Annotated in this window: 24 protein-coding genes; 18 read left to right on the forward strand and 6 right to left on the reverse strand. The window is 62.4% G+C overall.

What is annotated here, in order from left to right; all coding sequences use genetic code 11:
* Positions 1–8 precede the first annotated feature (8 nt).
* Both catC and BraRD5C2_RS26400 read right to left on the reverse strand, forming a co-directional pair.
* Complete coding sequence (gene catC / locus BraRD5C2_RS26395; protein WP_223973454.1) at positions 9–299, reverse strand: muconolactone Delta-isomerase; 291 nt, start codon at positions 297–299, stop codon at positions 9–11.
* A gap of 111 nt (positions 300–410) precedes the next feature.
* Complete coding sequence (locus tag BraRD5C2_RS26400) at positions 411–1,988, reverse strand: 4-hydroxyphenylacetate 3-hydroxylase family protein (protein WP_223973456.1); 1,578 nt, start codon at positions 1,986–1,988, stop codon at positions 411–413.
* A 274-nt stretch (positions 1,989–2,262) separates the two neighbouring features.
* Here BraRD5C2_RS26400 and BraRD5C2_RS26405 point away from each other — a divergent pair, with 274 nt between their 5' ends.
* From BraRD5C2_RS26405 to BraRD5C2_RS26425, 5 genes are all read left to right on the forward strand, one after another.
* On the forward strand, positions 2,263–2,892 hold the full coding sequence (locus tag BraRD5C2_RS26405; RefSeq protein WP_223973458.1) for an FAD synthetase: 630 nt from the start codon (positions 2,263–2,265) through the stop codon (positions 2,890–2,892).
* Positions 2,889–3,413 (forward strand): flavin reductase family protein, encoded by a 525-nt coding sequence (locus BraRD5C2_RS26410; RefSeq protein ID WP_223973460.1) that lies wholly within the window; start codon positions 2,889–2,891, stop codon positions 3,411–3,413. The genes BraRD5C2_RS26405 and BraRD5C2_RS26410 overlap by 4 nt, the downstream gene beginning before the upstream one ends.
* 72 nt (positions 3,414–3,485) lie before the next feature.
* Complete coding sequence (locus BraRD5C2_RS26415; RefSeq protein ID WP_223973462.1) at positions 3,486–4,355, forward strand: intradiol ring-cleavage dioxygenase; 870 nt, start codon at positions 3,486–3,488, stop codon at positions 4,353–4,355.
* Between the two features lie 68 nt (positions 4,356–4,423).
* A complete protein-coding gene (locus BraRD5C2_RS26420; protein ID WP_223973464.1) occupies positions 4,424–5,602 on the forward strand; it encodes a muconate/chloromuconate family cycloisomerase in 1,179 nt (392 codons plus the stop codon).
* A 165-nt stretch (positions 5,603–5,767) separates the two neighbouring features.
* Positions 5,768–6,685, forward strand: a complete 918-nt coding sequence (locus tag BraRD5C2_RS26425) for a LysR family transcriptional regulator (protein ID WP_223973466.1) — start codon at positions 5,768–5,770, stop codon at positions 6,683–6,685.
* Positions 6,686–6,693: 8 nt separating this feature from the next.
* Here BraRD5C2_RS26425 and dusA read toward each other — a convergent pair whose 3' ends face one another.
* Entirely contained in the window at positions 6,694–7,689 is a 996-nt protein-coding gene (dusA, locus tag BraRD5C2_RS26430; RefSeq protein WP_223973468.1) for a tRNA dihydrouridine(20/20a) synthase DusA, read from the reverse strand.
* Positions 7,690–7,953: 264 nt separating this feature from the next.
* On the opposite strand from dusA, the gene BraRD5C2_RS26435 reads away from it, so the two are divergent.
* The 3 genes from BraRD5C2_RS26435 (at position 7,954) to BraRD5C2_RS26445 (ending at position 9,494) form a co-directional block, all read left to right on the forward strand.
* Entirely contained in the window at positions 7,954–8,490 is a 537-nt protein-coding gene (locus BraRD5C2_RS26435) for a hypothetical protein (RefSeq protein ID WP_223973470.1), read from the forward strand.
* Positions 8,487–8,867, forward strand: coding sequence for a hypothetical protein (locus tag BraRD5C2_RS26440; protein WP_223973472.1), 381 nt, complete (start codon positions 8,487–8,489; stop codon positions 8,865–8,867). The genes BraRD5C2_RS26435 and BraRD5C2_RS26440 overlap by 4 nt, the downstream gene beginning before the upstream one ends.
* A 96-nt stretch (positions 8,868–8,963) precedes the next feature.
* Positions 8,964–9,494 (forward strand): flavin reductase family protein, encoded by a 531-nt coding sequence (locus tag BraRD5C2_RS26445; RefSeq protein WP_223973474.1) that lies wholly within the window; start codon positions 8,964–8,966, stop codon positions 9,492–9,494.
* Between the two features lie 6 nt (positions 9,495–9,500).
* On the opposite strand, the gene BraRD5C2_RS26450 is transcribed toward BraRD5C2_RS26445, so the two are convergent.
* Entirely contained in the window at positions 9,501–10,160 is a 660-nt protein-coding gene (locus BraRD5C2_RS26450; protein WP_223973483.1) for a Crp/Fnr family transcriptional regulator, read from the reverse strand.
* Between the two features lie 111 nt (positions 10,161–10,271).
* Between BraRD5C2_RS26450 and BraRD5C2_RS26455 the strand changes: the two genes are divergently transcribed.
* From BraRD5C2_RS26455 to BraRD5C2_RS26465, 3 genes are all read left to right on the forward strand, one after another.
* Positions 10,272–11,492, forward strand: a complete 1,221-nt coding sequence (locus BraRD5C2_RS26455) for an acyl-CoA dehydrogenase family protein (protein ID WP_223973485.1) — start codon at positions 10,272–10,274, stop codon at positions 11,490–11,492.
* Between the two features lie 23 nt (positions 11,493–11,515).
* A complete protein-coding gene (locus BraRD5C2_RS26460) occupies positions 11,516–11,935 on the forward strand; it encodes a RidA family protein (protein WP_223973487.1) in 420 nt (139 codons plus the stop codon).
* Positions 11,936–12,658: 723 nt separating this feature from the next.
* The gene (locus BraRD5C2_RS26465; RefSeq protein WP_223973489.1) at positions 12,659–13,375 is read left to right on the forward strand and encodes a TetR/AcrR family transcriptional regulator; all 717 of its coding nucleotides are present in this window, start codon (positions 12,659–12,661) and stop codon (positions 13,373–13,375) included.
* Positions 13,376–13,382: 7 nt separating this feature from the next.
* On the opposite strand, the gene BraRD5C2_RS26470 is transcribed toward BraRD5C2_RS26465, so the two are convergent.
* The gene (locus tag BraRD5C2_RS26470; RefSeq protein ID WP_223973491.1) at positions 13,383–14,195 is read right to left on the reverse strand and encodes an enoyl-CoA hydratase/isomerase family protein; all 813 of its coding nucleotides are present in this window, start codon (positions 14,193–14,195) and stop codon (positions 13,383–13,385) included.
* Positions 14,196–14,264: 69 nt separating this feature from the next.
* Here BraRD5C2_RS26470 and BraRD5C2_RS26475 point away from each other — a divergent pair, with 69 nt between their 5' ends.
* Positions 14,265–16,211 carry an AMP-binding protein gene (locus BraRD5C2_RS26475; RefSeq protein ID WP_223973494.1) on the forward strand — a complete coding sequence of 649 codons (1,947 nt, stop codon included), beginning with the start codon at positions 14,265–14,267 and terminating at the stop codon, positions 16,209–16,211.
* Between the two features lie 100 nt (positions 16,212–16,311).
* On the opposite strand, the gene BraRD5C2_RS26480 is transcribed toward BraRD5C2_RS26475, so the two are convergent.
* Positions 16,312–17,121 carry an enoyl-CoA hydratase/isomerase family protein gene (locus BraRD5C2_RS26480; protein WP_223973495.1) on the reverse strand — a complete coding sequence of 270 codons (810 nt, stop codon included), beginning with the start codon at positions 17,119–17,121 and terminating at the stop codon, positions 16,312–16,314.
* Positions 17,122–17,253: 132 nt separating this feature from the next.
* On the opposite strand from BraRD5C2_RS26480, the gene BraRD5C2_RS26485 reads away from it, so the two are divergent.
* The 6 genes from BraRD5C2_RS26485 to BraRD5C2_RS26510 all read left to right on the forward strand — a co-directional run bounded on the left by BraRD5C2_RS26485 (position 17,254) and on the right by BraRD5C2_RS26510 (position 24,979).
* Positions 17,254–18,795: a class I adenylate-forming enzyme family protein gene (locus BraRD5C2_RS26485; protein WP_223973497.1), complete on the forward strand. Its 1,542-nt coding sequence runs from the start codon at positions 17,254–17,256 to the stop codon at positions 18,793–18,795.
* Positions 18,792–19,973, forward strand: a complete 1,182-nt coding sequence (locus tag BraRD5C2_RS26490) for a thiolase C-terminal domain-containing protein (protein WP_223973499.1) — start codon at positions 18,792–18,794, stop codon at positions 19,971–19,973. The genes BraRD5C2_RS26485 and BraRD5C2_RS26490 overlap by 4 nt, the downstream gene beginning before the upstream one ends.
* The gene (locus BraRD5C2_RS26495) at positions 19,973–20,389 is read left to right on the forward strand and encodes a Zn-ribbon domain-containing OB-fold protein (RefSeq protein WP_223973501.1); all 417 of its coding nucleotides are present in this window, start codon (positions 19,973–19,975) and stop codon (positions 20,387–20,389) included. The genes BraRD5C2_RS26490 and BraRD5C2_RS26495 overlap by 1 nt, the downstream gene beginning before the upstream one ends.
* 166 nt (positions 20,390–20,555) lie before the next feature.
* On the forward strand, positions 20,556–22,163 hold the full coding sequence (locus tag BraRD5C2_RS26500; protein WP_223973503.1) for a carboxyl transferase domain-containing protein: 1,608 nt from the start codon (positions 20,556–20,558) through the stop codon (positions 22,161–22,163).
* Between the two features lie 17 nt (positions 22,164–22,180).
* Positions 22,181–24,181, forward strand: a complete 2,001-nt coding sequence (locus tag BraRD5C2_RS26505) for an acetyl/propionyl/methylcrotonyl-CoA carboxylase subunit alpha (protein WP_223973505.1) — start codon at positions 22,181–22,183, stop codon at positions 24,179–24,181.
* A gap of 45 nt (positions 24,182–24,226) precedes the next feature.
* Entirely contained in the window at positions 24,227–24,979 is a 753-nt protein-coding gene (locus tag BraRD5C2_RS26510; RefSeq protein ID WP_223973507.1) for an enoyl-CoA hydratase/isomerase family protein, read from the forward strand.
* Positions 24,980–25,065: the final 86 nt, after the last annotated feature.

Here is a 25,065-nt window from a genome sequence, read left to right on the forward strand (position 1 = left end):
GTCCGTCATTACCGGTCATCGTCGTGGATCGACGACTGATGCCGGCATAGCGGCGTGACCTGGATCTCCATGAACGGAAACAGCGGCAGGCTGGACAGGATGTCGTGCAATTCCTGCGCGCCCGACACATCGAAGATGCTGACATTGGCGTAGCGTCCGGCCACCCGCCACAGATGACGCCAGGCCCCGGTGCGTTGCAGCTCCGTGGCACGGGTACGCTCGGCCTGCTTCAGCGCATCGACCTTTTCGGCCGGGAGATCGTGCGGGATCCGCACGTCCATTTCGACGTGAAACAGCATGATGATCAACTCTCTCTGCAAGCGATGAAGCGGTAGCGCGAAAAACGAACGGGAGCCGCCGCACGATCGCGGCGGCTCCATTGCTCGTCTATCAGATATTCGTCCCTGTCGTCAGCCCTGCACCAGACCGCGGCTGACGAGGTTGATGTCATCCGGATTGATGAGATCCTTCGCCGTCCAACCGGAGACGTCGTAGTCGCTCATGCAATTGCGCACGAAATCCTGCATGGCGCCGAGGTCGCCGGTCGCGCTCGCGGCCATCAGCGTCTCGACACGAAGGTTCTCGTAATTGCCCGCGTAGTTACGCTCGTAGAGCTCGTGCCGGCCGCCGAACTCGGAGCCGACTGCGTCCCAGAGCAACTTGAGCAGCTTGATCCGGTCGATCGCGGCATAGCCGTTGGAACCGCGCACGAAGCGATCGAGATAGGGCCTGATCGCCTCGCTCTCGAGATCGGCCGAGCTTGACGGCAGGTAGATCAAGCCGCTCGCGACATGGCGCTCGATCAGTTCCTTGATCCGCGGATAGGCCATCGGCGCGAACACGCGATAGGCCAGCCCGTAGTTCAGGTTGGGCAGATTGTAGCCCTCGGTCCCCTGCCAGGCGATCGGCGATTTCACCATCGCATCCGAAATGCCGTGGAACAGATTGCGCCAGGCGATCACCTCGCCCACCGCGGTCTGCACGCCGCGGAAATCCTTCGATCCGGTCGCCTCCACCGCCATCGAGAACAGGCCGGCAATGAAGTCGAGCTTGACGGCCAGCCGCGTCACGCCGTGCAGCGTGAAGCGCGGGATGAAGCCCGACGCCGGGAAAAACTGGTTGATCTTGTCGACGTCGCCGTAGATGAAGACGTTCTCCCAGGGCACCAGCACCTTGTCGAAAACCAGGATCGAGTCGTTCTCGTCGAAGCGGCTGGACAGCGGATAGTCGAACGGCGAGCCGGTCGCAGCCGCCGTGAATTCGTAGGACGAGCGAGCAATCAGCTTGACGCCCTTGGCATCCATCGGCGCCGTGAAGATCAGCGCGAACGACTTGTCCTTGATCGGGATGCCGTAGTGGGCAATGAAATTGTAGTGCGTCAGCGCCGAGCCGGTCGCAACCACCTTCGCGCCCGAAACGATCAGGCCGGCATCGGTCTCCTTCTCCACATGCATGAAGACGTCACGCACCTCCTCGATCGCCCGGTCGCGATCGATCGGCGGATTGACGATGGCGTGATTCCAGAAGTCGAGCCGCTCCTGGGTCCGGGCATACCATTTCTTCGCGTTGCCGGCGTATTCGCCATAGAAGCCCGAGTTCGCACCCAAGGTCCCAAGGAACGCCGCCTTGTAGTCCGGCGAGCGGCCCATCCAACCATAGGCAACCTTCTGCAATTCGGCGATCGCGTCGCGGCCCTTGATCAGGTCGTCGGCCGTTCGCGAGCCCAGGAAGAACGGATGGGTCAGCTGTCCGGAGCCGGTGTCGGTCAGGACGCCGATCTGATCCTTCTTCTCGTGAAAGCGGTCGTACCAGCGCGCCACCATTCGCGCCGAATTGCGGAAGGCGGGATGCTGGGTGACGTTCTTGACACGCTCGCCGTAGATGTAGATTTCCCGGCCATCCTGGATGCTGTCCAGGAATTCCGCGCCGGTATAGACGCTGGTGGTTGACGCAGGCACATCGGCCCGCAGGGCAGCTGCTGTAGTCATGGGTTTCTCCTCCGCTTGTGTCGTTGGACCGGCCGGCGTTGCCACATCGGCCCGGACCATCCCGTCACGCTCTTGGTCGGCGTGACATCGGAGGAAAAGCTACGCGCTCAGCCTAAGCGGGCGAAAGGTATCACACCATACCGCGCGAACTGCCGCGGCTCGCGCTATGACTCAGGTGGCAGGGACCGGACGGCAATGATCGTCCGGCCGACGCAACGCCGCAGCTGACGCAGCAATTGCACGGCACGGCTAGGGAGCGAAACCGGAGCGAGCCATGGGCAAAGACTCGGCCAAGGGTTTTGACAGCGCTGCTGTCGTTTTCCATCGCGATGGGGGATTGGCCCTCGACGCCAGCGTCGTCACCATCGGTGCGTTCGACGGCGTCCACCGCGGCCATCAGGAACTGCTGAGGCAGACAATTGCGGCAGCGCAACGCCGCGGCGTGCCGGCCGTGGTCTATACCTTCGATCCGCCGCCAAAGGTGTATTTCGGCCAGGCAGAGGCGCTGATCCCGCTGCGCGAAAAGCTCGAGCGCATCGCAACATTCGCACCTGACCATGTCATCGTCGCCGACTTCAACCATATCTACGTCCGCCGCACCGCGGCCGATTTCCTCGCCGAGTTGCGGCTTCTGCAACCGCGCGAGGTGATCGTCGGCGAGGATTTCCGCTTCGGGTCCTGCAAGGGCGGCACCGCGCAGCTGCTGCGTCAACACTTCAACACGCGCATCCTGCCGCCGGTGCGCTGCGGCAATGGTGAGATCGTCTCCAGCAGCCGGATCCGCAAGCTTCGGCGATCCGGCCTTGCGGCCGCCGCGTCGGCGCTGGAAAACTGGCGAGACATCGTGACCGCGTCACCAGCCAACCGATCCGGTTTGGTCCAACTCGAGGTCATCAACCCATGACCGCCATCGATCCGCGCGAGCTGCGCAATGCCTGTGGCCAGTTCGGCACCGGCGTCACCATCATCACCACGCATTGCGAGGGACGCGACCATGGCATGACGGCCAATGCCTTCATGTCGGTGTCGCTCGATCCGCCGCTGGTCGCGATCTCGATCGCGAAGAGCGCGAAGATGCTCTGCCACATCCAGAACACCGGCCGCTTCGCGGTCAGCGTGCTCGCCGAGGGCATGGAAGATCTCGCCTGGCACTTCGCAGGCAAGCCCAAACTCGACCTCTGCGACGTGTTCGAACGCCACAACGAGCTGCCCGTCATCGCCAACGCAGCGGCGTATTTCGTGACCGATCTTTCGGATGAGATCGTCGCAGGCGACCACACCATCTTCCTCGGCCATGTCCGCGAGATGGCACTGGAGCCCGGCAAAAAGCCGCTGCTGTTCTGCCGCGGCCGCTTCGGCGGCCTTGCCGACCCGCACCCGGCGCCCGCGATGCTGGAGAATGCGGCTTACGAATTTATCTGGTGAGACCGCCAGAAGATATTCCCGAAAACGGGGATGCAAGTTTGATCCAAACTGCAAGAAAAGGAGGAAACGACCATGCTGAACGTCAACAAGGACACCATCACCGACCACGTAATCGCCGCGCTCTCGAACGACATTCCGGATCGCAACCGTCAAATCATGACCAGCCTGATCCGCCACATGCACGCGTTCTGCAAGGAGGTCGACCTGACCTTCGCCGAGTGGTTCGCCGCCTGCGAATTCCTGCGCCGCGCCGGCGACATCTCGGACGAGAAGCGCAACGAGTTCATCCTGATCGCTGATATTCTCGGCGTCGAGGTGCTGGTCGACATGCTCGACCACCGGGTCACCGATGGCGAGAGCGAGTCCACCGTGCTCGGCCCGTTCTACCGGGAGAACCCGCCGGTGCTGCCGAAGGGCGCCTCCATCATCAAGAAGACGTTCGACAATGCACAGACCGTCAGGGTCAGCGGGCGGATCAGCGACACCGCGGGCCGGCCGATCGAGGGCGTCACCATCGACGTCTGGGAAGACGCACCGAACGGGCTGTACGATCTGCAGGATCCCGAGCAGCCGGCCTATAATCTGCGCGGCCGCTTCACGACCGACGCCAACGGCGAATACGCCTTCGTGGCACTCCGCCCCGAGCCCTACCCGATCCCCTATGACGGCGCCGGCGGCGAGCTCCTGAAATACATGGGCCACCATCCCTGGCGTCCCGGCCACATCCACTTCATGCTCTCGAAGGACGGCTATCAATCGCTGATCTCGCAGATCTACGATTCCGAGACCAAGTATCTCGACAACGACTCGGTGTTCGCCGTGAAGCAGAGCCTGATCGGCAAGTTCGCCAAGGCACCGGCCGGCGCCGACACCGACCTTGTTCTCGATTTCGACTTCAAGCTCAAGAAGGCCGCGGTCGAACGGCTCGTCGCGGCCGAATAATGCGCACCCCACTCTGCCAGGCGCGAGACGCCTGGCAGAGCTCACTTTGAACTGACCTGCGAGGACATATGAGTCGTGCCGTGATCGAAATCGCCGAGCCCGTTGAGCAAGTGCGGAGCCTCGCAAGGGACACTGCGATCCGTAGTATCCGCGCCACCATCGTGGAAGCGCCGACTCGCCGGCGCCACAAGCTTTCGAACACGGAGGTCACGCATCAAGGCTACGTTCTGGTGCGCGTGCTACTCGACAATGGTGTGACGGGCATCGGCGAAGCCTCGACGCTCGGTGGACCGCGCTGGGCCGAGGAGAGCGTGGAATCGATCAAGGCCGCGGTCACGAATTACCTGGCGCCCGCGCTGCTCGGGCAGCCTGCCCTCGCCTTCGAAGCCAATGCCTTGCGCATGGGCAAGGCCGCGACCCGCAATTTCGCCGCCAAGGGCGCGATCGAGTCCGCCCTGCTCGATGCCGCCGGCAAGACCCTCGGCCTTCCCGCCAGCGCGCTGCTCGGTGGTGCAGTTCGCCAGCGCATGGAAGTGATCTGGGCGCTGGCCTCGGGCGACAGCGGCCAGGAGCTCGAGGAAGCGAAGGAGAAGCTACGGCGCCGCGAACACCGCCAGTTCAAGATCAAGTTCGGCTTCAACCGCCCACCGGCGGACGTGATGCGGTTGCAGACGTTGCGCGCCGGCCTCGGCGACGAGGTGCGCCTGATCGTCGACGTCAACCAGGGCTGGACCGAAGCCGAATGCATCCGCTTCATGCCCGCGCTGGAGGAACTGGGCGTCGCTCTGGTCGAACAGCCGGTGTCGGCACAGCAACTGGAAACCATGGCGCGTGTCGCGGCGCGCACCTCCATCCCGCTGCTTGTCGACGAAGCGGCCTTCACCAAGGAGGAAATCGCCCGCGTCGCGACGATGGGTTGCGGCAGCGTCTATTCGCTGAAGCTCGTGAAGAGTGGCGGCCTGTTTGAAATGAAGCGTGCCGCCGCGGTCGCCGGCGCGCACGGCCTCGAGCTCTATGGCGGCTGTCTGCTGGAGAGCAGCATCGGCGCGGCCGCGCATCTCGCCGCATTCGCCACCCTGCCCAGGCTCGAATGGGGCACCGAGCACTTCGGTCCGCGGATCCTGGTGGAGGACCTCGTGGTCAACCCGATCAGGTTCGACGAGTTCGAGATCTGCCTCCCCGATGGCCCGGGCCTCGGCGTCGAGGTCGACGAGGACAAGATCCGTGCCTTCGCCCGGAAGGATTAGCGAGATGGCGTCGGCCAGGCGGATAATTGACAATCCAGGGACGCCCGCCCAGTCTTCGCGCCGGAACCACTGTCTCGATCATGCGCCGATGACCACGCGATATCAAACCCGGCAGGCCTTTCGCGCAGCTTCCGCGGAAGCGCGCGGACCAACGTCCGGCTGACCGTGACCGATCGCGACGACGTCATGGATCTGAGGCGGCTGGTCTACTTCGTGGCCGTCGCCGAGGAATTGCATTTCGGCCGTGCCGCATCGCGGCTCGCGATCGCCCAGCCGCCGCTCAGCCGGCAGATTGCGCAGCTGGAGAGCGATCTCGGCGTCGTGCTCATCGACCGGAGCCGGAGCCAGATCCGGCTGACCCAGGCCGGCAGCGTTCTGCTGGAACGTGCGCGCGATGTGCTGGAGCGGCTCGACCGGACCCATCGCGAGATCAAGCGGATCGGGGAAGGCTTTTCCGGGCACCTGCGTGTCGCTTTCGTCGGATCGGCGACCTATGGCGTGCTGCCCAACGTGATCAAGGCGTTTCGCTCGGCCTATCCTGATGTCGAGCTCGCGCTGTCGGCGATGAACAACGCCGAGCAGAAGCGCGCGGTGATCCAGCGCGAGATCGATATCGCAGTCGCCCGCCCCTCGCTCGACGACGAGGAATTGAAGTCGGAGCCGCTGCTGCAGGAGCCGTTGATCCTCGCGCTATCAGACACCTCGCCGCTGCTCGAGCAGAAGGTCACGCTTCTGTCGGCGCTCAAGGCCGAGACATTCGTGCTCTATCCGCGCAAGCCGCGCCCGAGCTTCGCCGACCACATCCTCAACATCTGCCTTGAGGAGGGCTTCATTCCGAAATCGCAGGTGCTGGCCCAGGATTACCAGACCGCGATCAGCCTGGTATCGGTCGGCGTCGGCATCTCGCTGGTGCCGCAATCCGTCTCGCAGGCGGACCGCCCCGGCGTCGCGTACCGCGCCTATGAGGGGCATAATCCCGGCACCGCGCTGTCGCTGAACTACCGGCGCGACAACCGGATGCCGCACCTCTTCAACTTCCTGAAGATTGCGCACGACGTCACGCGGCGGCAGCGCAAGCAGTAACCGCGGTCTCAGGCCGCGACCGCCGCAGGCGCGCGATCGTCAACACGTGCAATCGCGTCGCGCAGCACGTCAGTCCCGGCGCCCGGCCGCACACCATTCTCCGCGAGGTGCCTGCGAAACGCGCGCGCACCGGGAACGCCATGGAAGGCGCCGACGAAGTGGCGCGTGATCGAATGCAGCCGCGTGCCCTCGGCCAGTTGCCGCTCGATATAGGGCAACATCGCCGCGAACACGTCCTTCATCGTGGCGTGCGGCGACATTTCACCGAACAGCTCGGAATCCACTGACAGCAGCCGCCACGGCTCCTGGTAGGCCGCCCGCCCCAGCATCACGCCATCGACATGCGCCAGATGCTGCTTCGCTTCTACGATACTCGTGATGCCGCCGTTGATGATGATGGGCACGTCCGGCAGCGCCGCCTTGAGGCGATAGACGCGATCGTAGTCGAGCGGCGGGATGTCGCGGTTCTCCTTCGGCGACAATCCGTTGAGCCAGGCCTTGCGCGCATGCACGACAAGCGCATCCGCGCCGGCTGCAATCACGCCGCGCGCCAGCGCATCGAGCGCGACTTCCGGATCCTGGTCGTCGATGCCGATCCGGCACTTCACTGTCACCGGAATCTTCACCGCGCGCTTCATCGCCGCAACGCCCTCGGCGACCAGCGCGGGCTCCGCCATCAGGCAGGCGCCGAACCGGCCGTCCTTCACCCGATCGGACGGACAGCCGACATTGAGATTGATCTCGTCATAGCCGAAATCCTCGCCGATCCGCGCGGCGGTCGCGAGATCGCGCGGATCGGAACCGCCGAGCTGCAGCGCCACCGGATGCTCGCTGGCATCGAAGCCGAGCAGCCGCGCCCGGTCGCCGTGGATCACAGCACCCGTGGTCAGCATCTCCGTATAAAGCCGCGCCCGCCGCGACATCAGGCGATGGAAGACCCGGCAATGCTTATCCGTCCAGTCCATCATCGGGGCTACAGAAAAGCGATAGTCTTGCGATTTCAATTATTTACCTTACGCTTCAACAGGATGAACCATGAACGTGTGCCCTCCAAACTACCCGAATTTGCACACGCTTGTACCCGTTTTGACCTGTCAGTGCACACACAGCGCACACGAAATAGGGAGTGCACACGGCCGTGGCCAGCTTCGTTCAGCTACCGTCCGGGAACTGGCGAGTCCAAGTCCGCCGCAAGAACCGCTACGTGGCAGAGACCTTCCGTCGCCGCAAGGACGGCGAGGAATGGGCGCTCGACATGGAGTGCAATATTGATCGTAGGGGTCCCCAAGCCGCGTGCCGTCGCAAAGGCGAAAACCCTCGGTGACATTATCGACCTTCATATCGAAGACATGCACGAGGTCGGCCGCCCTCCCCGTAGATCCAAAGCGGCTGTCTTAGGGGCACTGAAGGAGGATCTTGGGCCCGTAAAGCCGCCTCGTCTCAGCAGAGAGCGACTGATCGAATACGGCAGAATGCGAGCGAAGGAAGGTGCCGGGCCGGCGACTCTTGCAGTCGACATGTCGTTCATCAGGACCGTGGTAACACACGCAGCAGCGGTTCACGGTATCGAGGTCTCAGCCGAGGAGGTTCGCCTGGCACGCGTTGCGCTAGCGTATCTGGGTCTTGTGGGAAAGGGCGATGAACGAGACCGGCGGCCCACCCAAGATGAACTCGACGAGCTCATTGAATACTTCGAGAAGAAGCCGCGACAGGTCATTCCGATGGGCCGGATTACGCTGTTGCTACGACTATGCGGCAAGAGGAATACAAGCCCGCCTCGAGTGCCGTCGGCCTGTATCAGATGACAGACCCGGCGTTCGCGGAGGCCAACAGCTACTGCATTCGCCAGCACGCGGTCGTCACTGCGGACTGCCGGTTCAATGGCCTCTATGTTCGCACGCTGCCGGGTCACGCCACGGAGCTCGCAGCGATATACCTGGACGGCAACGTCGCAAGGGTTCTCGCTGCCGTGCCGAAGAACACCGCCAGTCCCCAGCAGAAGCAGGATCTCGCCGCGCTCATCCATCTCTGCGGCACCGGCCCGGCACGAGCCTTCGTGCGCCGCAGTTTCCGGCCTGCCCCGGGCGAACGATGCGGCGACCACCTCGTCGCGGCATACATTGCGAAGGTCAACGAGATGAAACGTCAATTTCAGAAGCTTGCAGCAAACGAAGGGAGTTGAGCCGGAGGCGACTCTGTACTGCTGGATACAGCGAATGCCAGATCTCGCAGGTAGGATCAGACAACTTGAAGGCTCCAACCTACGGAGTGCGGCAGCATGAATGGGAATACCACCCGCGACTTTCGGACACTGTTTCGGAGGCTCACCACAGGTGTGACGTTGATCGCCGTTGCCGGCGACGGCAGCCCGACGGGCATGACAGTGAACTCGCTGACGCCGGTGAGCCTTGACCCACCGTTGCTGTTGTTTTGTGCGTCCCAGACGAGTGCGACCGCCAGGCGGATCGCAGCCGTCGGCGCATTTTCCGTCAACCTGCTCGCAGGCAGCCAGCAGGATGTCTCCATGCATCACGCCGGCAAACCACTTCCGGTGCCGACATGGCGCTGGCGGGAGAGTGATTGCGTGCCATGGATCGTGGGAGCCAATGCCGTCTTCCGATGCCAGCTCGTCGCGGAGTACCCGGGAGGAGACCACCGCATCCTGATCGGCCGGATCGATGAGATGTTCGGCCCGGAAACTGCCGCGACGCCGCTGCTCTATCATGGGGGGAAGTACGCGAGCCTTCCTTACGGTTCCGCGGATCAACCGGGCGAACAACGCATCGATGACCTCTGGTGGACCGGCTAGCCGATCTCAACCATCAAGATCGCGGGCGAGGATCGTGTAGCCATCCTCGACGGACAACATGCCCTTGTCGCGCAGCCGGCCGAGCGTCCGGGTGACCGTAACGCGGGATGTACCGGTCATCGAGGCGATCTGCTCATGCGTGAGATAGGTCAGGATCTTGCGGCCCCGCTCGTGATCGACGGCAAACATCCTGCTCAGCCGGCCCAGCAATTCGAGGATGCGTTCCTCCGGATCGTTGGAGACCAGGTGCTCCATCCGCAATGCGAGGATTCGCTGCTTCAGACTGGTCAGGCTGAGCAACGCCAGCGCAAATTCGGGGTCCGCCCGCATCAACGGCTCCAGCCGAGCAGTGTCGAATTCGAGCGCTTCAGTTGGTTCTATGGCGACCGCGGTCGAGAAACGCGGCAACCCGTCGAATGCAGCGCCTTCGCCGCATAGGGCGTTCGGTCCCATGTTCTCCAGAATCAGCTCGGTACCGTCCCGTCTGAAGATCGAGATCTGGACCAGGCCGGATTTCACGAAGTAGAAGCAGGAATTGATCTCGTCCTGTCGATAGAGCTGCTCACCTTCATCGAAACGACGCAGGCGCACCTTCCCCTCAAACGACCGCAGCTTGGCGGCGAGCGTATCCGTCATCCGCCAGGTCGCGGCGGGCTTCTTCGCCATTCATGCCCCTCCGCTGATTCTTGAAACGATCAACACGTATCCGGCGATACAGCGTGCGACGTCACCGCACGGTACCCCATGCAGATGATAACGCGAGAGGAGGCAATCGCAATGGGCTTGGCTCAGCTGACCGCAGTCCCAACCTCGACCGAGGCCGGGGCGGAGAAGGTGCTCGAACGAACAGCTGCGCTCGCGCCATGGCTTGGCGAACAAGCCGCGCGGATCGAAGAAGCGCGCCGGATACCTGACGATGTGGCCGAGCGCCTGTTCGAGACCGGGCTGTTCGACCTGATGCGGCCGACATGCTTTGGCGGGCTCGGCGTCTCACCCCGCTTCGCCTGGGAGGCCACGTTCAACGTGGCGCTGGGCTGTTCGTCGTCCGCCTGGCTGGCGGGATTGACAAGCGCCAATATCATCATGCTCGGCAAATTTGCTGCCGATGCCCAGCGAGAGATCTTTGCTCCCAACGTGTCGCCGATCGTTCCGATGCTGACCGGCGGCGTCGGCCAGGACATCAAGATCGGACCCGCCGACGGTGGCATCGTGCTGAGTGGTCGCTGGCGATACGCGTCCGGTGTGGACGTTGCCGACTGGCTCGGTCTCCTCATCAACATCTCCGGTGTTGACGGGTCGCCGGCTCCTCACGTCGTCGTTGTCCCTCAGTCCGAATTTGCCATCGACCACAGCAGCTGGCGCGTGATGGGCATGCGGGGGACCGGCAGCAAGAACGTCACCCTCAGCAAGACGTTCGTTCCGTCCCATCGCTTCATGAGCTGGACAGAGCTGCAGGCAGGCGCGAAGCATCCGACCTGCCCAAATACGGAACCAGTCTACGACTTTCCCCTGAACACCGCCAATGCGATGTCCGTTCTCGCGCCGACACTTGGCGTCGCCAGCGCATGCAGCGAGGAATGCATCAGAATCATCCGGGGTCGCGTCAGTTCCGGAAATCAGCAAGCGCAGATCAACGATAAGATTGCGCAGGTTGATGCAGGAACGAGCGCCGCCACGATGAGCTTTCTGCGCGATTTCCTGATCGCTGAAACAGCGGCTGTCGAACATCGAATTCTCCGAGGCGAGCCTCTCAGCCACGAAGAGCGTGGCTTGAGCCGCACCAAGGTGGCTATCGCGTCCCGCCAAGCGTTGAGTTCAGCGCAGCGGTTGTTCGCCGCACTGGGCGGCTCGTTGCTACCTGAGGGAACCCGTATCGAGCGCTTGTTCAGGGACGTCCACGCTATGAGTTCGCATTTCCTGCTTCAGCCGGAGCCAATCTCGGAAGCTTACGGGCGTCTGCTGCTCGGCCTCGAGCTGGCGCCCGGTACCAGACTCTAACGTTCGCAATCAGAGGACCTCCAATGACCAAGTCCACCTATGCTTCCAAGAACCCGATCTTCGCCCTAGCGACCGGGGGAACGATCTTCGACAAGTTTCAGTATTCCTCCGCGGTCAAAGCTGGAGGCCTCGTCTTCGTCGCCGGCCAGATCGGTCTCAATCAAGACGGTTCGATTCCCGAAAGGCTGGAGCAGCAGTTCGTCAACGCCTTCGAGCGTCTCAAGCTGGTTCTGGAAGAGACCGGCTGCGAGATGAGTGACCTGGTCGAACTCGTTTCCTACCACGTCGGCTTGAACACCAACAATCATTTGGCGGAGTTCATGAAGGTCAAGGAAAAGTACGTTCCTGCGCCGTTCCCGACGTGGACCATTCTCGACATCGCGGGCCTGGCTCGTCCAGGTCTGATCATCGAGATTAAAGCGGTTGCCGCAGCGAAGATCTAACTCGGGCTCTGCTCTTCCAGAACTTGGCCGGGATCGCGATGGTCCCCGCCAATCTTTTTGGAGATGATTTCCTTCGAGCCCTTCCCGACACGGTAGCGTCAACCAATCTCATGTCATTTCGGATCGCCGCATACTGCGGCTGCCGCAGATCCACCGCGCCAGCGGGGGGCCAGGACTCCGTACTGATCCGGGCTTCGAGAGATGGGACGAATCGTAGCAAGATCCCTGCCGATGTTACGTCTAGCTTGCAATATGTTCTTATCGTTCAGTTTTTTTCAGGCCTATTGCAGCCGTCCCGATTAGGACCACTCCTCGGACAGTCCTTTTCGATCCCACTCCGTTTCAGTGGGGCGTTGCGGGGATTCAGTTTTGACAAGGGAGCAACTCGCTCGAGACGCGGCAGAAATATTTCGACTATTGCGAGCATTCCGCTCGATCAAGGATCGAGCGGCGCGGCGGCAGATCGTCGAAGATGTCGAGGCAACGGCCGAAGGCCACACGGCCGACAAAGCACTCGACGACAGCGATGGAAAGCCGCAGGCTTGACGCTTGCTGAGAGCGCCGTCGATGCCTGCCCGGTTACCGGCCCGATGTTGATGCCTCCAGGCACCCGTCGGGGTGCTTTCTGACGGATATTGCCATAGGCTGCGGAATCTGCTTCGACAGCGATGATTGGTTGCACGAGCCGGCAGGCCAATAGTCGAGATGGAGCTTGCGGTAAGCATGAAGGTTGTGCGGTCATCCCTGCGTTCCGGTGACCGGTCAGGCCCGAGGCCGGCAGCGCGCCGGCCGAAGCCCCCGTCCGCAAGCCCAGGACGAAAGGCTGCGCCTGACAACACCTCTACGGCCGCAACGTCTAAGTCCGAGCGGTCGCGCGATCTCATCCTGCACTCGGCAGCACAGCTGTTTCGCCGCCAGGGATTTTCGGCAACGACCCTGCGCCAGATTGCAGCAAGAGCCAAGATCAAGGCTGGCAGCATCTACTACCATTTCGATTCCAAGGAGCAGATTCTCGACGAAGTGCTGGACCGCGGCCTCCGCCACGTGTTCGAGACCGTCAAGAACTCGGTCGAACGTGCCGGAAAAGTATCGCACCGGCGCAAGATTGGTCTTGCGATCGAAGCCCATCTCGTCGCACTGCTCGAGACCAGCGACTTCACTTCAGCCAATATTCGAATCTACGGGCAATTGCCGGAGCAACTGAAGAAGCCGCACCGGCCGCTGCGCCGCGCATACGCGGAATATTGGGACCAACTCTTCATCGACGCCCGCCGCGCTGGCGAGATCCGCGCTGACATGGAAGTGGTGCCATTGCGTATGTTCGTGATCGGCGCTCTCAACTGGACGATCGAATGGTTCAGACTGGAAAACAAGGATGCCGTGCTTGAATTGGCCCGTCGCACGGAGACGCTGATCTTCGAAGGCGTCAATAAACCCTGATCCCGATCTATCTGCCCTGCCAGACCGGCTTGCGCTTCTCTGCGAAAGCCTTCGGTCCTTCTATCGCATCGAGACTGGCATAGACCTCGGCGTGCAGCTGCTCGGCCGCGATGAGGCCCTGTGCAAGCCCCAGGTCCATCGCGGAAAGCACGCTCGCTTTGGCCGCCTTGACCGACAATGGCGCGCCCTCGACGATCTTTCGCGCCAGTCCAAGCGCACGTTCGCGCACGGCTTTCGGCGTGTCCTCAAGCGAGTTCAAAAAGCCCTGCTCCGCGAGCCGCTCGATCGGGATCGTCTCGCCGGTCAGAACCATCTCCATCAGTAGCGTTTGCGGCACCATCCAAAGCATTGGCACCGCCCACGGGGAGCCGCGCCCCATCTTCACCTCGGTAATCCCCGCGCGAGTGCCGCGCAACCCGATCCTCAAGTCGCATTTCAACGCAAGCATCATCCCGCCAGCCATCAAGGACCCTGTCATGGCAGCAATGATGGGCTTGGAGACCTTCTGCATCGCGTGCTGCATTGGATCACGCATCAGCGTCAGAATATCCACCCCATCCCTCGCCCGGATCTCTGCGGCCTGCTTCAGATCCAGCCCTGCGCAGAATACCCCGCAATCCGCTGAGGTCAGGATGATCACACGTACGGAGGCATCGGCTTCGGCCTTGCTCCAGGCGTCGGTCAGGCCGTTCATCGCCTCGACCGAGAGCGCATTCTTGCGTTCGGGACGCTCGATGGTCACGGTCGCGATGCCATGTTCGACCGAGTAACGGACCTGCTCATTTTCAGCCACGATATCTTCTTCCTTGAATTCTAACATTTGTTAGAATACATCGCCGCACGCCAGATGCAAGAACATGGCGCAGCTCTCGAGGCAGGAGGAAACAAGATGGCGTATCTCTGGACGCCCCCCGCGGAACTGGTGGAGAAGAGCAACCTGAGCGCGTTCCTTCGCGCCACGGGGCAGCCGAACTACGACACGCTCGCGGCCAAAGCCGAGATCGATCCTGCCTGGCTCGTGCAGGAAGTGTTTGAGTTCTGTGACGTCCGCTTCTATCAAAAGCCCGAGAAGATCCTGGATCGTGCACGGGGCGAACCGTGGGCGCGCTGGTGCGTCGGCGGGACCACGAACATCGTCCTCAATTGCATCGACAAGCACCGGGGAACCGAAGTCTGGGACGAGACATTCCTAGTCTGGGAAGGCGAAGACCGGCATGACCAGCGACGATTAAGCTACGCCGAATTCGAATCAGCCGTCGGACGGCTCGCTTCCGGCCTGCGCAAGCTCGGAATCGGCAAGGGCGACGTCGTTGCGATCTACATGCCCAACCTTCCCGAAACCTTCGTGGCTTTCTTTGCGATCCTGAAGATCGGGGCAATCGTGATGCCATTGTTCTCCGGCTTCGGTCCCGATCCGATCCGGGCCCGGCTCAACCACGGTGAAGCAAAAGCTGTCATCACCGCGAACGGCACCTGGCGCCGGGGCGCCCCGGCTCCGCTGAAATCGATTCTCGACGAGGCACTCGAGACCGCACCAACCGTCCGGCATGTGATCGTTGCCGACCGCGGCGGGCTCGGCATCGACACCCCCATGCAGATGGGACGTGACTATTGGTGGGATGAGATCGCCAAGGAGGAGGCATGGGTTCCGACCGTCGAGATGGACGCGGAAGACCCCGCCATCCTCCTCTACACGTCGGGAACGACCGGCGAACCAAAGGGCTGCGTGTGGACGCATATCAGTTTCATTGGCTCGATGGTGACGCGGGACATGATCATCTGCGGCGACTTCAAACCGACAGACCTGTTTTTCTTCTTCAGTGACATGGGGTGGATGGTGGGCGCGATGTGCGCGTGTATTCCAAGCTTCGCTGGCGGCAGGCTGCTCGTCGCCGAAGGGACCCCCGATTATCCCGATACCGGACGTTTCTGGCGCCTGATCGCCGATCACCGGGTCACCTATCTCGGCGTTTCGCCGACGATCGTGCGCGGCATGATGCGCTACGGTGACGAGGTCGAGCAGTACGACCTCTCCAGCCTGCGGATAACGGCCTCGGGCGGCGAGGCCTGGACGGAGACGCCATGGCGATGGTTCTTCGAACACGTATGCAAGTCGCAGATTCCAATCATCAACATCTCCGGCGGAACGGAAGTCGGCGGCTGCATCTTCACCGGCACTCCGAACCATCCGATGAACCCATGTTCGTTCTCCCGGCCGGCCCTCGGAGTCGGTGCAGATATCGTTGACATGGCGGGTGGCCGTGTCCCCGACGGCGAGGTCGGCGAGCTGGTGCTGCGTCATGCATCGATCGGGCTCACCAAGAGCCTGTGGAAAGGCGACCAGCGCTATCTCGAGAGCTACTGGAACACGATTCCGGGAATCTGGGTGCATGGCGACTTTGCAATGCGCGGCAAGGACGGTCTCTATTACATTCTTGGCCGTTCGGACGACACTCTCAAGATCTCGGGGAAACGCGTCGGTCCGGCTGAGCTCGAGGGCGTGCTGACCGCAACCGGCAAGGTCGCGGAAGCCGCCGTCTTCAGTGTTCCCCACCCGATCAAGGGCTCCACCGTCATGTGTGCATGCGTACCGAGCCCAGGTACAAAAGATTCACACGCGCTATCGGAGGAACTCGCCCTAGCCCTGGTGCACGGAATGGGTGCCTCGTACCGCCCGGAAAGAGTGCTGCTGGTCGATGACCTGCCGAAGACGCGCAACATGAAGATCATGCGACGCGTGCTCCGCGCTGTCTTCGAAGACAAGGACCCCGGCGATTTGTCGGCGCTGGCTAACCCGGAGGCCATCGAGCACATCCGCCAGAAGCTCAAGGGATAGCAACCGACCCGGATTGGCCAGGACCAGGCGACGCCGAATATTGCGAAGCAAGGCGTCAGGGCAACCACATGTCAGTTGCCTTGACGCGGAACAGGCGATCCTAGATCGGGCAATCCCTGGGGAACGCCGGCTTGCGCTTCTCAAGGTGCGAGGCCAGCCCTTCACGGGCCTCATTGCCGGCAAAGCCCAGGATTTCGAGGGCGGTCGACGTATCGAACAACGGCCCGTTGACGCGAAGCCAGTTGTTCAACGCGTATTTGGTCCAGCGGATCGCACTCTGTGCGCCGGCGGCGAGATCCTGCGCTGTTTCCAGTGCGATGCTTTGCAGCTCCGCATCTTCGACGCACAGCGAAACCAGGCCGATCCGCTCGGCTTCCTCACCCGACAGCGGCTTGCAAGTGAGCAGATAGTATTTTGCCTTCGCCAGTCCGCAAAGCAGCGGCCAGATGATGCAGGCGACGTCGCCGGCGGCGACACCGAGCCGGGTGTGCCCATCGACGATCCGCGCCGATTTGCCACAGATCGAGACGTCGGCAAGGATCCCGACGACGAGGCCGGCTCCAACGGCAACGCCGTTGATCGCGGAGATGATGGGCTTGTTGCAGTTGATGACGTTGTAAACGAGATCCTTGGCCTCTTTCCAGGTCGCCATCCGTGCGGCCGGATTGTCGAGCAGCGACTTGATCAGCTCGAAATCGCCGCCGGCCGAGAAGGCCTTGCCCGCCCCCGTGACGATCACGGCGTTGATGTCGGGATCGTTGTCGATGTCTCGCCAGATGTGCGTGAGCTGCGTATGGGTCTCGGCGTCGACGGAGTTGTAGGTCTCCGGTCGGTCGAAGGTGATCCGAAGGACCCGTTCAGCCGGATAGTCGAGCTTCAACTTCGTGTAAGCCGCGTATCGATTGGACATGTTGATCTTCCTGCTTTTGGCGCATAAGAAGCGCTACCAATTGTTTCTAACAGATGTTAGAATTTGTGGTCGGCCGGTGCAAGCGCTGGTTCGAAACAAGAATGTCGCAAGACAGCGCTCGAGGAAACGTTGATGGAAACCGGATTCAGTATCCAGACAGACGGCGGATCCGGCATCGGAACCGTCGGTGCCCTGTTCGAGGCCTGTGCTGAACTCCATGCGAACAGATTTGCAATCGAATTCCGCGACCGGCACGTGACCTATGGCGAGTTGCGGGATCGGGTGCGTCGGCTAACTGCCTTGTTTGCCGCGCGCGGCCTGCAGCGGGGCGACCGGCTTGGGCTGCTGTCGCGCAACCGTCCGGAATATCTCGAGATCGAGTTGGCGGCAGCCAATCTCGGAATCATCACGGCCTGTCTTAACTGGCGGCTGTCGGAGCGCGAGCTCTCTCATTGCATCGAGCTGGTGTCGCCCAAGCTGCTCCTGGTCGAGGCCGACCTCGCTGCAAACCTCCCGCCGGCCACCAAAGCGAATCCGATCCTGGAAATCGGACCTCAATACGAAAGCGAGCTCGCGCGACAGGAGGCGCGCGCATCCGCGTCTGTTGCCCAGCCGGAAGATGGGCTCGTCATTCTGTATACCAGCGGAACGACCGGCCTGCCGAAAGGTGCCGTGATTTCGCACCGCGCGATGGTGATGCGGGCTCTCGTGTTTTCCTCTGAGCTCGGCATCGGGCCGTTCGACACCTTCGTCGCATGGGCCCCGTTGTTCCACATGGCCTCAACCGATCATGCGCTCGCCACCCTGCTGCGCGGCGGAACTGTCGTCGTGATCGACGGCTTCCAGCTGGAGCCGCTGCTGGCGGCAGTTTCTCAACACCACATTGGCTGGCTGGTCCTCATTCCCGGCATGGTCGAGGCCCTTATCGATGGCCTGAAAGCGCAACGCACCACGGTGAAGGGCGTGCGGGTGTGCGGAGCGATGGCGGATCTTGTCGCCCCGCACGCCATTGCCGAAGTCACCCGGCTGCTCGGCGCCCCCTATCTCAACAGCTTCGGTTCGACTGAGACCGGCCTGCCGCCCGCGACGCGAGCGCTGATTGCGCCAGGCGATGTGCCGGCCAACCTGTCCAAGCAGCAAAATGCGTTCTGCCAGATCAAGCTGGTTGATACCTCCGACAGCGAGGTCGCGGTCGGCGAGCCCGGCGAGTTGGCAATTCGCAGCCCGACACTGTTCTCCGGCTATTGGCGCGCGGACGAGACCAACGCGCGCGACTTCCGCGGCGGCTGGTTTCACATGGGCGACGTGTTCAGGCGCAGCCCCGACGGATCGCTCGATTTCGTCGACCGCGCCAAATACCTGATCAAGTCGGGTGGCGAGAATATCTATCCCGCCGAAATCGAGCGTGTCCTGCTCGGCGACGACCGCATCGCGGAAGTCGCAGTCGTCCGCGCCGCTGACCCAAAGTGGGGAGAGGCGCCCGTTGCCTTCATCGCGTGCCGCGAAGGGACCGCCATGACAGAGGCTGAGCTCACCGAGTTGTGCCGCCGGGAGTTGGCGAGCTACAAGCGGCCGCGCGAATTCCGCTTCATTGCCTTTGGTGAATTCCCGCGCTCGACGAGCGGCAAGGTCCAGCGCCACGAACTCGAGCGCCTGTTGAAGGTTTCCACATGAGCGACACCAGCCTCAGGGGAAAAGTTGCCGTCATCGGCATCGGATTGTCGGCGGTCGGCAAGGTGCCAGGCCGCAGTCCGCTCTCGCTTGCGGCGGAAGCCGCCAGAAACGCACTTGCCGATGCCGGCGTCGCCAAGAGCGAAGTGGACGGCGTTCTGTCGAGCCATGCCTTCGCCTCACCGTTCCATCGTTTCAGCGTTGCTTTCAGCGAATATTTTGGAATCCGGCCGACATTCTCGAACACGCTGCAAGTGTCCGGCGCCACGGCGGCGACCATGTTCAGCATTGGTGCGGCCGCCATTCACGGCGGCCTCGCCAAGGTCGTGCTGCTGGTCGCGGCCGATAGTCTCATGACGGGACTGACGCCGGATCTGGCGCTGCGTTCGCTCACCGAAAGCCGCGATCAGCAATACGAGATGCCGTTCGGCATTCCGGTTGCCAACACCTTCGCAATGACCGCACACCGGCATATGAGAGAGTTCGGCACCACGCCCGAGCAGCTGGCAGAGGTCGCTGTGGTGCACCGGCGTCACGCGGCGCAAACCCCCGGCGCGCAGCAGACGACGCCGATCACCGTGGCAGATGTGCTGAATTCGCCGATGGTCACCACACCCTATCACAAGCTCGATTGTTCGCTGATCTCGGACGGCGGCGCGGCATTTGTCCTCACGTCGGCCGAACATGCGAAGGCACTCGGGATCGGCAGGCCGATCTACATCCTCGGCTGCGGAGAATGCTACACTCACGAGCATATCTTCCTGATGCCATCCCTGACCTCGACCGGTGCCGTCGAATCCAGCCGGCGGGCGTATGCAATGGCCGGGTACCGGCCGAGCGATATGGAGGTCGCCGGAATCTATGATTGCTTCACAGGCACCGTGGTCATGATGCTTGAGGACCTCGGGTTCTGCCGGAAGGGTGAAGGCGGTCCGTTCGTCGCCGACGGACAGATAAGCTACCGCGGCCAAATACCTTCCAACACCCATGGCGGCTTGCTGTCATTCGCACATTCCGGAATGCCGGGCGCCCTGTTCCACTTCCATGAGGTGATCGCGCAGCTGCGCGGTCAATGCGGCGAGCGGCAGGTCGAAAGCGCGGGGCTTGGGCTGGTGCACAGCCTCGGCGCGGGATTTGCGACCAACGCCACGACCATCCTCGGCACGGAGGGAACGTTGTGATGGCATCCGACGATTCCGCCCAAAAGCCCCTGCCCGCGCCGGATGCCGATACGACCACGTTCTGGCGCGGCTTGCGGGAAGGCAAGCTCCTGCTGCAGCACTGCCGCCAATGCCGAAACGCGCAGTACTACCAGCAAGCCACATGTCGCGAATGCGGCAGCGATGAGCTCGAACACAAGTCGGCAACCGGCCGGGGTAAGGTACACTCCTTCAGCGTGGTCTATCGGGCCCCCGGTCCCGCATTCAAGGCTGATGTCCCCTATGCCGTGTTGCTCGTCGAACTCGCGGAAGGGCCGCGCATGATCAGCACCCTGACAGGCAGCGATCCGGAGGACGTCACCTTCGACATGGAGGTCGAGCTCGCATTCGACCAAGTCTCCGACGATATAGCTCTGCCGCGCTTCCGGAAAGCCTGAGGATCAGCATGAGTTCTGCTTGCATCCGCGCGCGATCGATTCTAACAATCGTTAGAATTTTGCAATGCATCGATTTTGTAGCGCTCGCATCGCCAAACCACCGGTCGATTTACACCAGCGGCAAGCCACCGATCGGCTTGCCGCACAGCCGCCAGGACCACGCCCAATGGCAATCATGAAATCGGACGTCGTCACCTCGACCGAGGAGTACGCCCGTAACCGCAGCGCCTATGCCGAGCGCATTGCGGATCTCAGGCGGCGCCGCACTGCGGCAGCCCTCGGCGGCCCGGAGCGGGCGCGCAAGCTTCACAAGGAGCGCGATCAGCTGTTGCCGCGCGAGCGGATCGCGGCGCTGATCGATCCTGGATCACCGTTCCTTGAGTTCTGTCAGCTGGCCGGCGAAGGCCTGTACGAAGGCGTGCCGCCCGGCGGCAGCATCATCACTGGCGTCGGAATGATCTCCGAACGTCCCTGCATGATCATCGCCAACGAGCCCACCGTAAAGGGCGGCACCTATTACGGTATCACGTGCAAGAAGCATGTGCGCGCCCAACGCTTCGCCTGGCAGCACCGGCTGCCCTGCGTGACCCTGGTTCAATCCGGCGGCGCCAACCTGCCCGATCAGCCCAATATCTTCCCTGACGATGGCCAGTTTGGCTCGATCTTTTACAACCAGGTCAGAATGTCAGCTGAAGGCATCCCGCAGATTGCGGTGGTGCACGGTCCTTCGACCGCGGGCGGAGCTTACATCCCCGCTTTGAGCGATGAGACCGTGATCATCCGAAACCAGGGCGCCATGTTTCTCGGCGGACCGCAGCTGGTCTATGCGGCGACCCGCGAGGAGGTCGGCATCGAGGCACTCGGCGGCGGCGAGATGCATAGCCGGGTGAGCGGCGTTACTGACCATCTCGCCGAGAACGACGCCCATGCAATTGCTATCACGCGCGAGATCGTCGGCAGTCTCGGTGAAATTCCGCGGCAGAGCCGGACCGTCGCTCCGGTGCGCGAACCGCAGTTCGATCCGAACGAAATCTACGGCCTGATCAGTTCGGATCCGCGCGTTCCCACCAGTAATCGCGATGTCCTTGCGCGTCTCGTCGACGGCAGTGAATTCCATGAGTTCAAGCCGCTCTATGGCGATACGCTTGTGACCGGCTTCGCGCGGATCATGGGCTTCGAGATCGGCATCCTCTGCAACAACGGCGTACTGTTCTCCGAAAGTGCGTTGAAAGCCACGCACTTCATCGAACTGTGCTGCAAGCGCGACATTCCCCTGCTGTTCATGGCGGACGTCACGGGCTTCATGGTTGGCCGTGAAGCCGAGGAAGGCGGCATCACCAAGAACGGCGCGAAGATGATCACGGCAATGGCAAGCGCCAACGTCCCGAAATACACGCTGATCATGGGCAATGCCTATGGCGCGGGCTACCTCGCCATGTGCGGCCGGGCGTTCCGGCCGAACGCCATGATGATGTGGCCAAATGCCCGTTCCGCCATCATGGGTCCCGACCAGGCCGCAACCACGCTCGCGATGGTTCGCGACGAGGTGCACAAGCGGGAGGGCACGACATGGAAGGAAGGCGAGCGCGAGGCCTACATGGCGCCGACCCGCAGAACATTCGAGGATTTCGCCAATGCCTACAACTTTGCCCGCAACACCTGGTGCGACATGGTGATCGATCCGCTCGAAACCCGCAATGTGATGGCGCTGTTGCTAGACCTCGCCGGGCGCGCCCCGCGCCAGCACACCGATTTCGGCGTGTTCCGGATGTAGACGCAGGGGGATCCGCCATGTTCAGGAAAGTTCTGATTGCCAATCGAGGCGAAATCGCCTGCCGCATCGCCCGCACCTGCCAACGCCTTGGCATTGCGGTGTCCACCGTGCACTCCACCGCAGATGCCGACGCCTTGCACGTCAAGGCCATTGGTGAATCCATCGAGATCGGCGGCGCGGCGGCCTCAGAAAGCTATCTGCGGATCGATGCCGTCATCGCCGCCGCAATAGCCACGGGTGCGGAGGCGATCCATCCCGGGTTCGGCTTCCTAGCCGAGAACGCGGCCTTTGCCCGCGCGGTCGAAGCAGCCGGTCTGGTCTTCATCGGACCGACGCCGGAAACCATCGAGCGGCTTGGCGACAAGGCGTCCGCGAAACGGGAATCCATCGCTGCCGGCGTCCCCACGATACCCGGCAGCGAGGCTCCGAGCGAAAATCGCCTCGAAGTCGAACGTAACGTCCGCCGGCTCGAACTGCCGGTCATGCTCAAGGCCGCGGCCGGCGGCGGCGGCAAGGGCATGCGGGCGATCTCGACCTACGACGGGCTTGACGACGAAATCGAGTCCGCGATGCGAGAGGCCAGGAATGCCTTCGGCGATCCAGGACTGATTGTCGAGAAGCTGATCCTGCAGGGGCGCCACATCGAGGTCCAGATTGCGGGCGACGGCGACGGCAACGTGATTCACCTGTTCGAACGTGAATGCACGCTGCAGCGCCGCCACCAGAAGTTGATCGAGGAAGCGCCAGCCGCCAATCTGCCTGCCGCGCTTCGCCAGCGCATCCTCGACGACGCCGTCAGGCTCGGACGCAGGCTCGGATACCGTGGTGTCGGCACGGTCGAATTCATTGTCAGCGGCACCGACTACTACTTTCTGGAGGTCAATCCCCGGCTCCAGGTCGAGCATCCCGTCACCGAAATGGTCACTGGCATCGACATCGTCGAGACCATGCTCCGCATCGCCGCCGGCGAAGGACTGCCCGTGAAACAGGACGAAGTGGTGTGCCGGGGCCACGCGGTGGAGGCGCGCATCTGTGCCGAAGATCCGAACGACGGCTTCATGCCGTCCACCGGAGAGCTCGCCCACGTCAGGTTCCCGTCGGGCGGCATTCGCGTCGAGACTGGCGTCGAAAGCGGGTCGACCGTTACGCCCTATTACGACTCGATGCTCGCCAAGCTGATTGCCCACGCCGCCACTCGCGATCAGGCGCTCGACCAGCTTGATCGCGCACTCGGCGAGACCTCGATCTTCGGCGTCATCACCAACCGGGATTTTCTCCGCCTGCTGATCGCTCTGCCCGAAACCCGGTCCGCGACGTTTCATACCCGTCTGATCGATGAACAGATCGAAGCGCTCGCGACCACTGCCGGCTGTATCGACCCGAACGCGCTGGCGGTTGGTGCATATTTCTGGATGATGCGCCAGCGCGCTGCCGCTTCCAGCAATCCCTGGCAATCCAGCGATCTGACCGGCTGGCAGATGACGGCAGCCGATGACGGCTTGTCACCGATCCCCCTTCTTCATCTCGAAGCGGCAGGTGGCAGCGCGGAGATCCGCTTTGCACCCTTGCAACCAGACGGCTCCATGCTGATCGGCATCGACGATGCCAGGGTTCGGGTGGAGCTTTCGCAGCTTGCCGATGACATGTTCGCCGCCGCAGTCAACGCGCGTTGCGAGACCGTGCGGATCGCACAGAAAGACGATGCGATCTTCGTGCACGATCCGCGCCGTGCCCATACAATGACCGCGATCCCCTACCTCAGACACATCAGCGCCAGCGCTGAAACTAGCGGCGAGCTGCGCGCCCCGATGACCGGTGTGGTGCTGAAGATCAACGTCACGGTCGGCAGTCGCGTGAAGGCAGGCGATCCGACCGTCGTCATGGAATCCATGAAGATGGAATTGCGTATTGCGAGCGAGGTGGACGGTGTGGTGACCGCAGTCCACTTCAAGCCGGGCGATACCGTCGAGCGAAACGCCGTCGTCGCCATCGTCGAGCCCGAGCTCACCCTGCGGTAGCCGCCTTATAAACTATCAGGACAGCATATGTTGCGATTTGGAAGCGTGAACTACGAAGTCCGGGGCAAGATCGCGATCTTGACACTCGACGAACCGAACAAGCTGAACGCACTGACACCAGGCATTCGTGCAGGCATCCGTGAAGGCCTGCAACGGGTTGACAAGGACGATGAGGTACGTGTCAGCATCATCACCGGTGCCGGCGGCAAGGCATTCTGCGCCGGCGCCGATATCGGCACCTTCGATTTCGATCCGGAGAAAGCGCGCGCCTTCTTCATCGACGCCATGGAAGTCCTGAGCGCTCCGGAACGAGCACTCAAGCCGGTGATCGCCGCCGTGAATGGGATTGCCTATGGCGGCGGATTCGAGCTTGCCATCGCATCCGACTTCATCCTGGCGGCCGAGAGTGCCCGCTTTGCCGTACCCGAGATCAAGCTGGGGTTACTGCCCGGCTTCGCGATCGTGCGTCTCCAGGACATCGTCGGGCGTGCGAAAGCCAAGGAGATGAGCATGCTCGGCGACCCCGTCAACGCTGTGGAAGCGAGCCGTCTCAGCATCGTATCCCGCGTCGTTCCTGACGAACGCCTTCTCTCCGACGCAATCGCGTTCGCGGAACGCATCGCCTCACAGCCACGCCTCGCCGTGCAGATGGCCAAGTCCTTCTACAATCGCGGTCTCGGCGGCGATGAGATGCGCCACGCAATCGACGGTTTTCCGTTCCTGCTGACGCACGCCGACGCACGCGAAGGCATCAACGCATTCCTGGATAAGCGCGAGCCGCGCTTCGATAAACGGTAGGTGCGGTAGCGGCGTCTGATCAAGAGTCGTCGCGCAGACACTCTGCCCGCGCGACCAAAATTTCACTTCCCATAAGAGAATAATGA

Origin of the sequence: Bradyrhizobium sp. RD5-C2, from assembly GCF_019972155.1 — a bacterium.
In the GTDB taxonomy this organism is placed as follows: domain Bacteria; phylum Pseudomonadota; class Alphaproteobacteria; order Rhizobiales; family Xanthobacteraceae; genus Bradyrhizobium.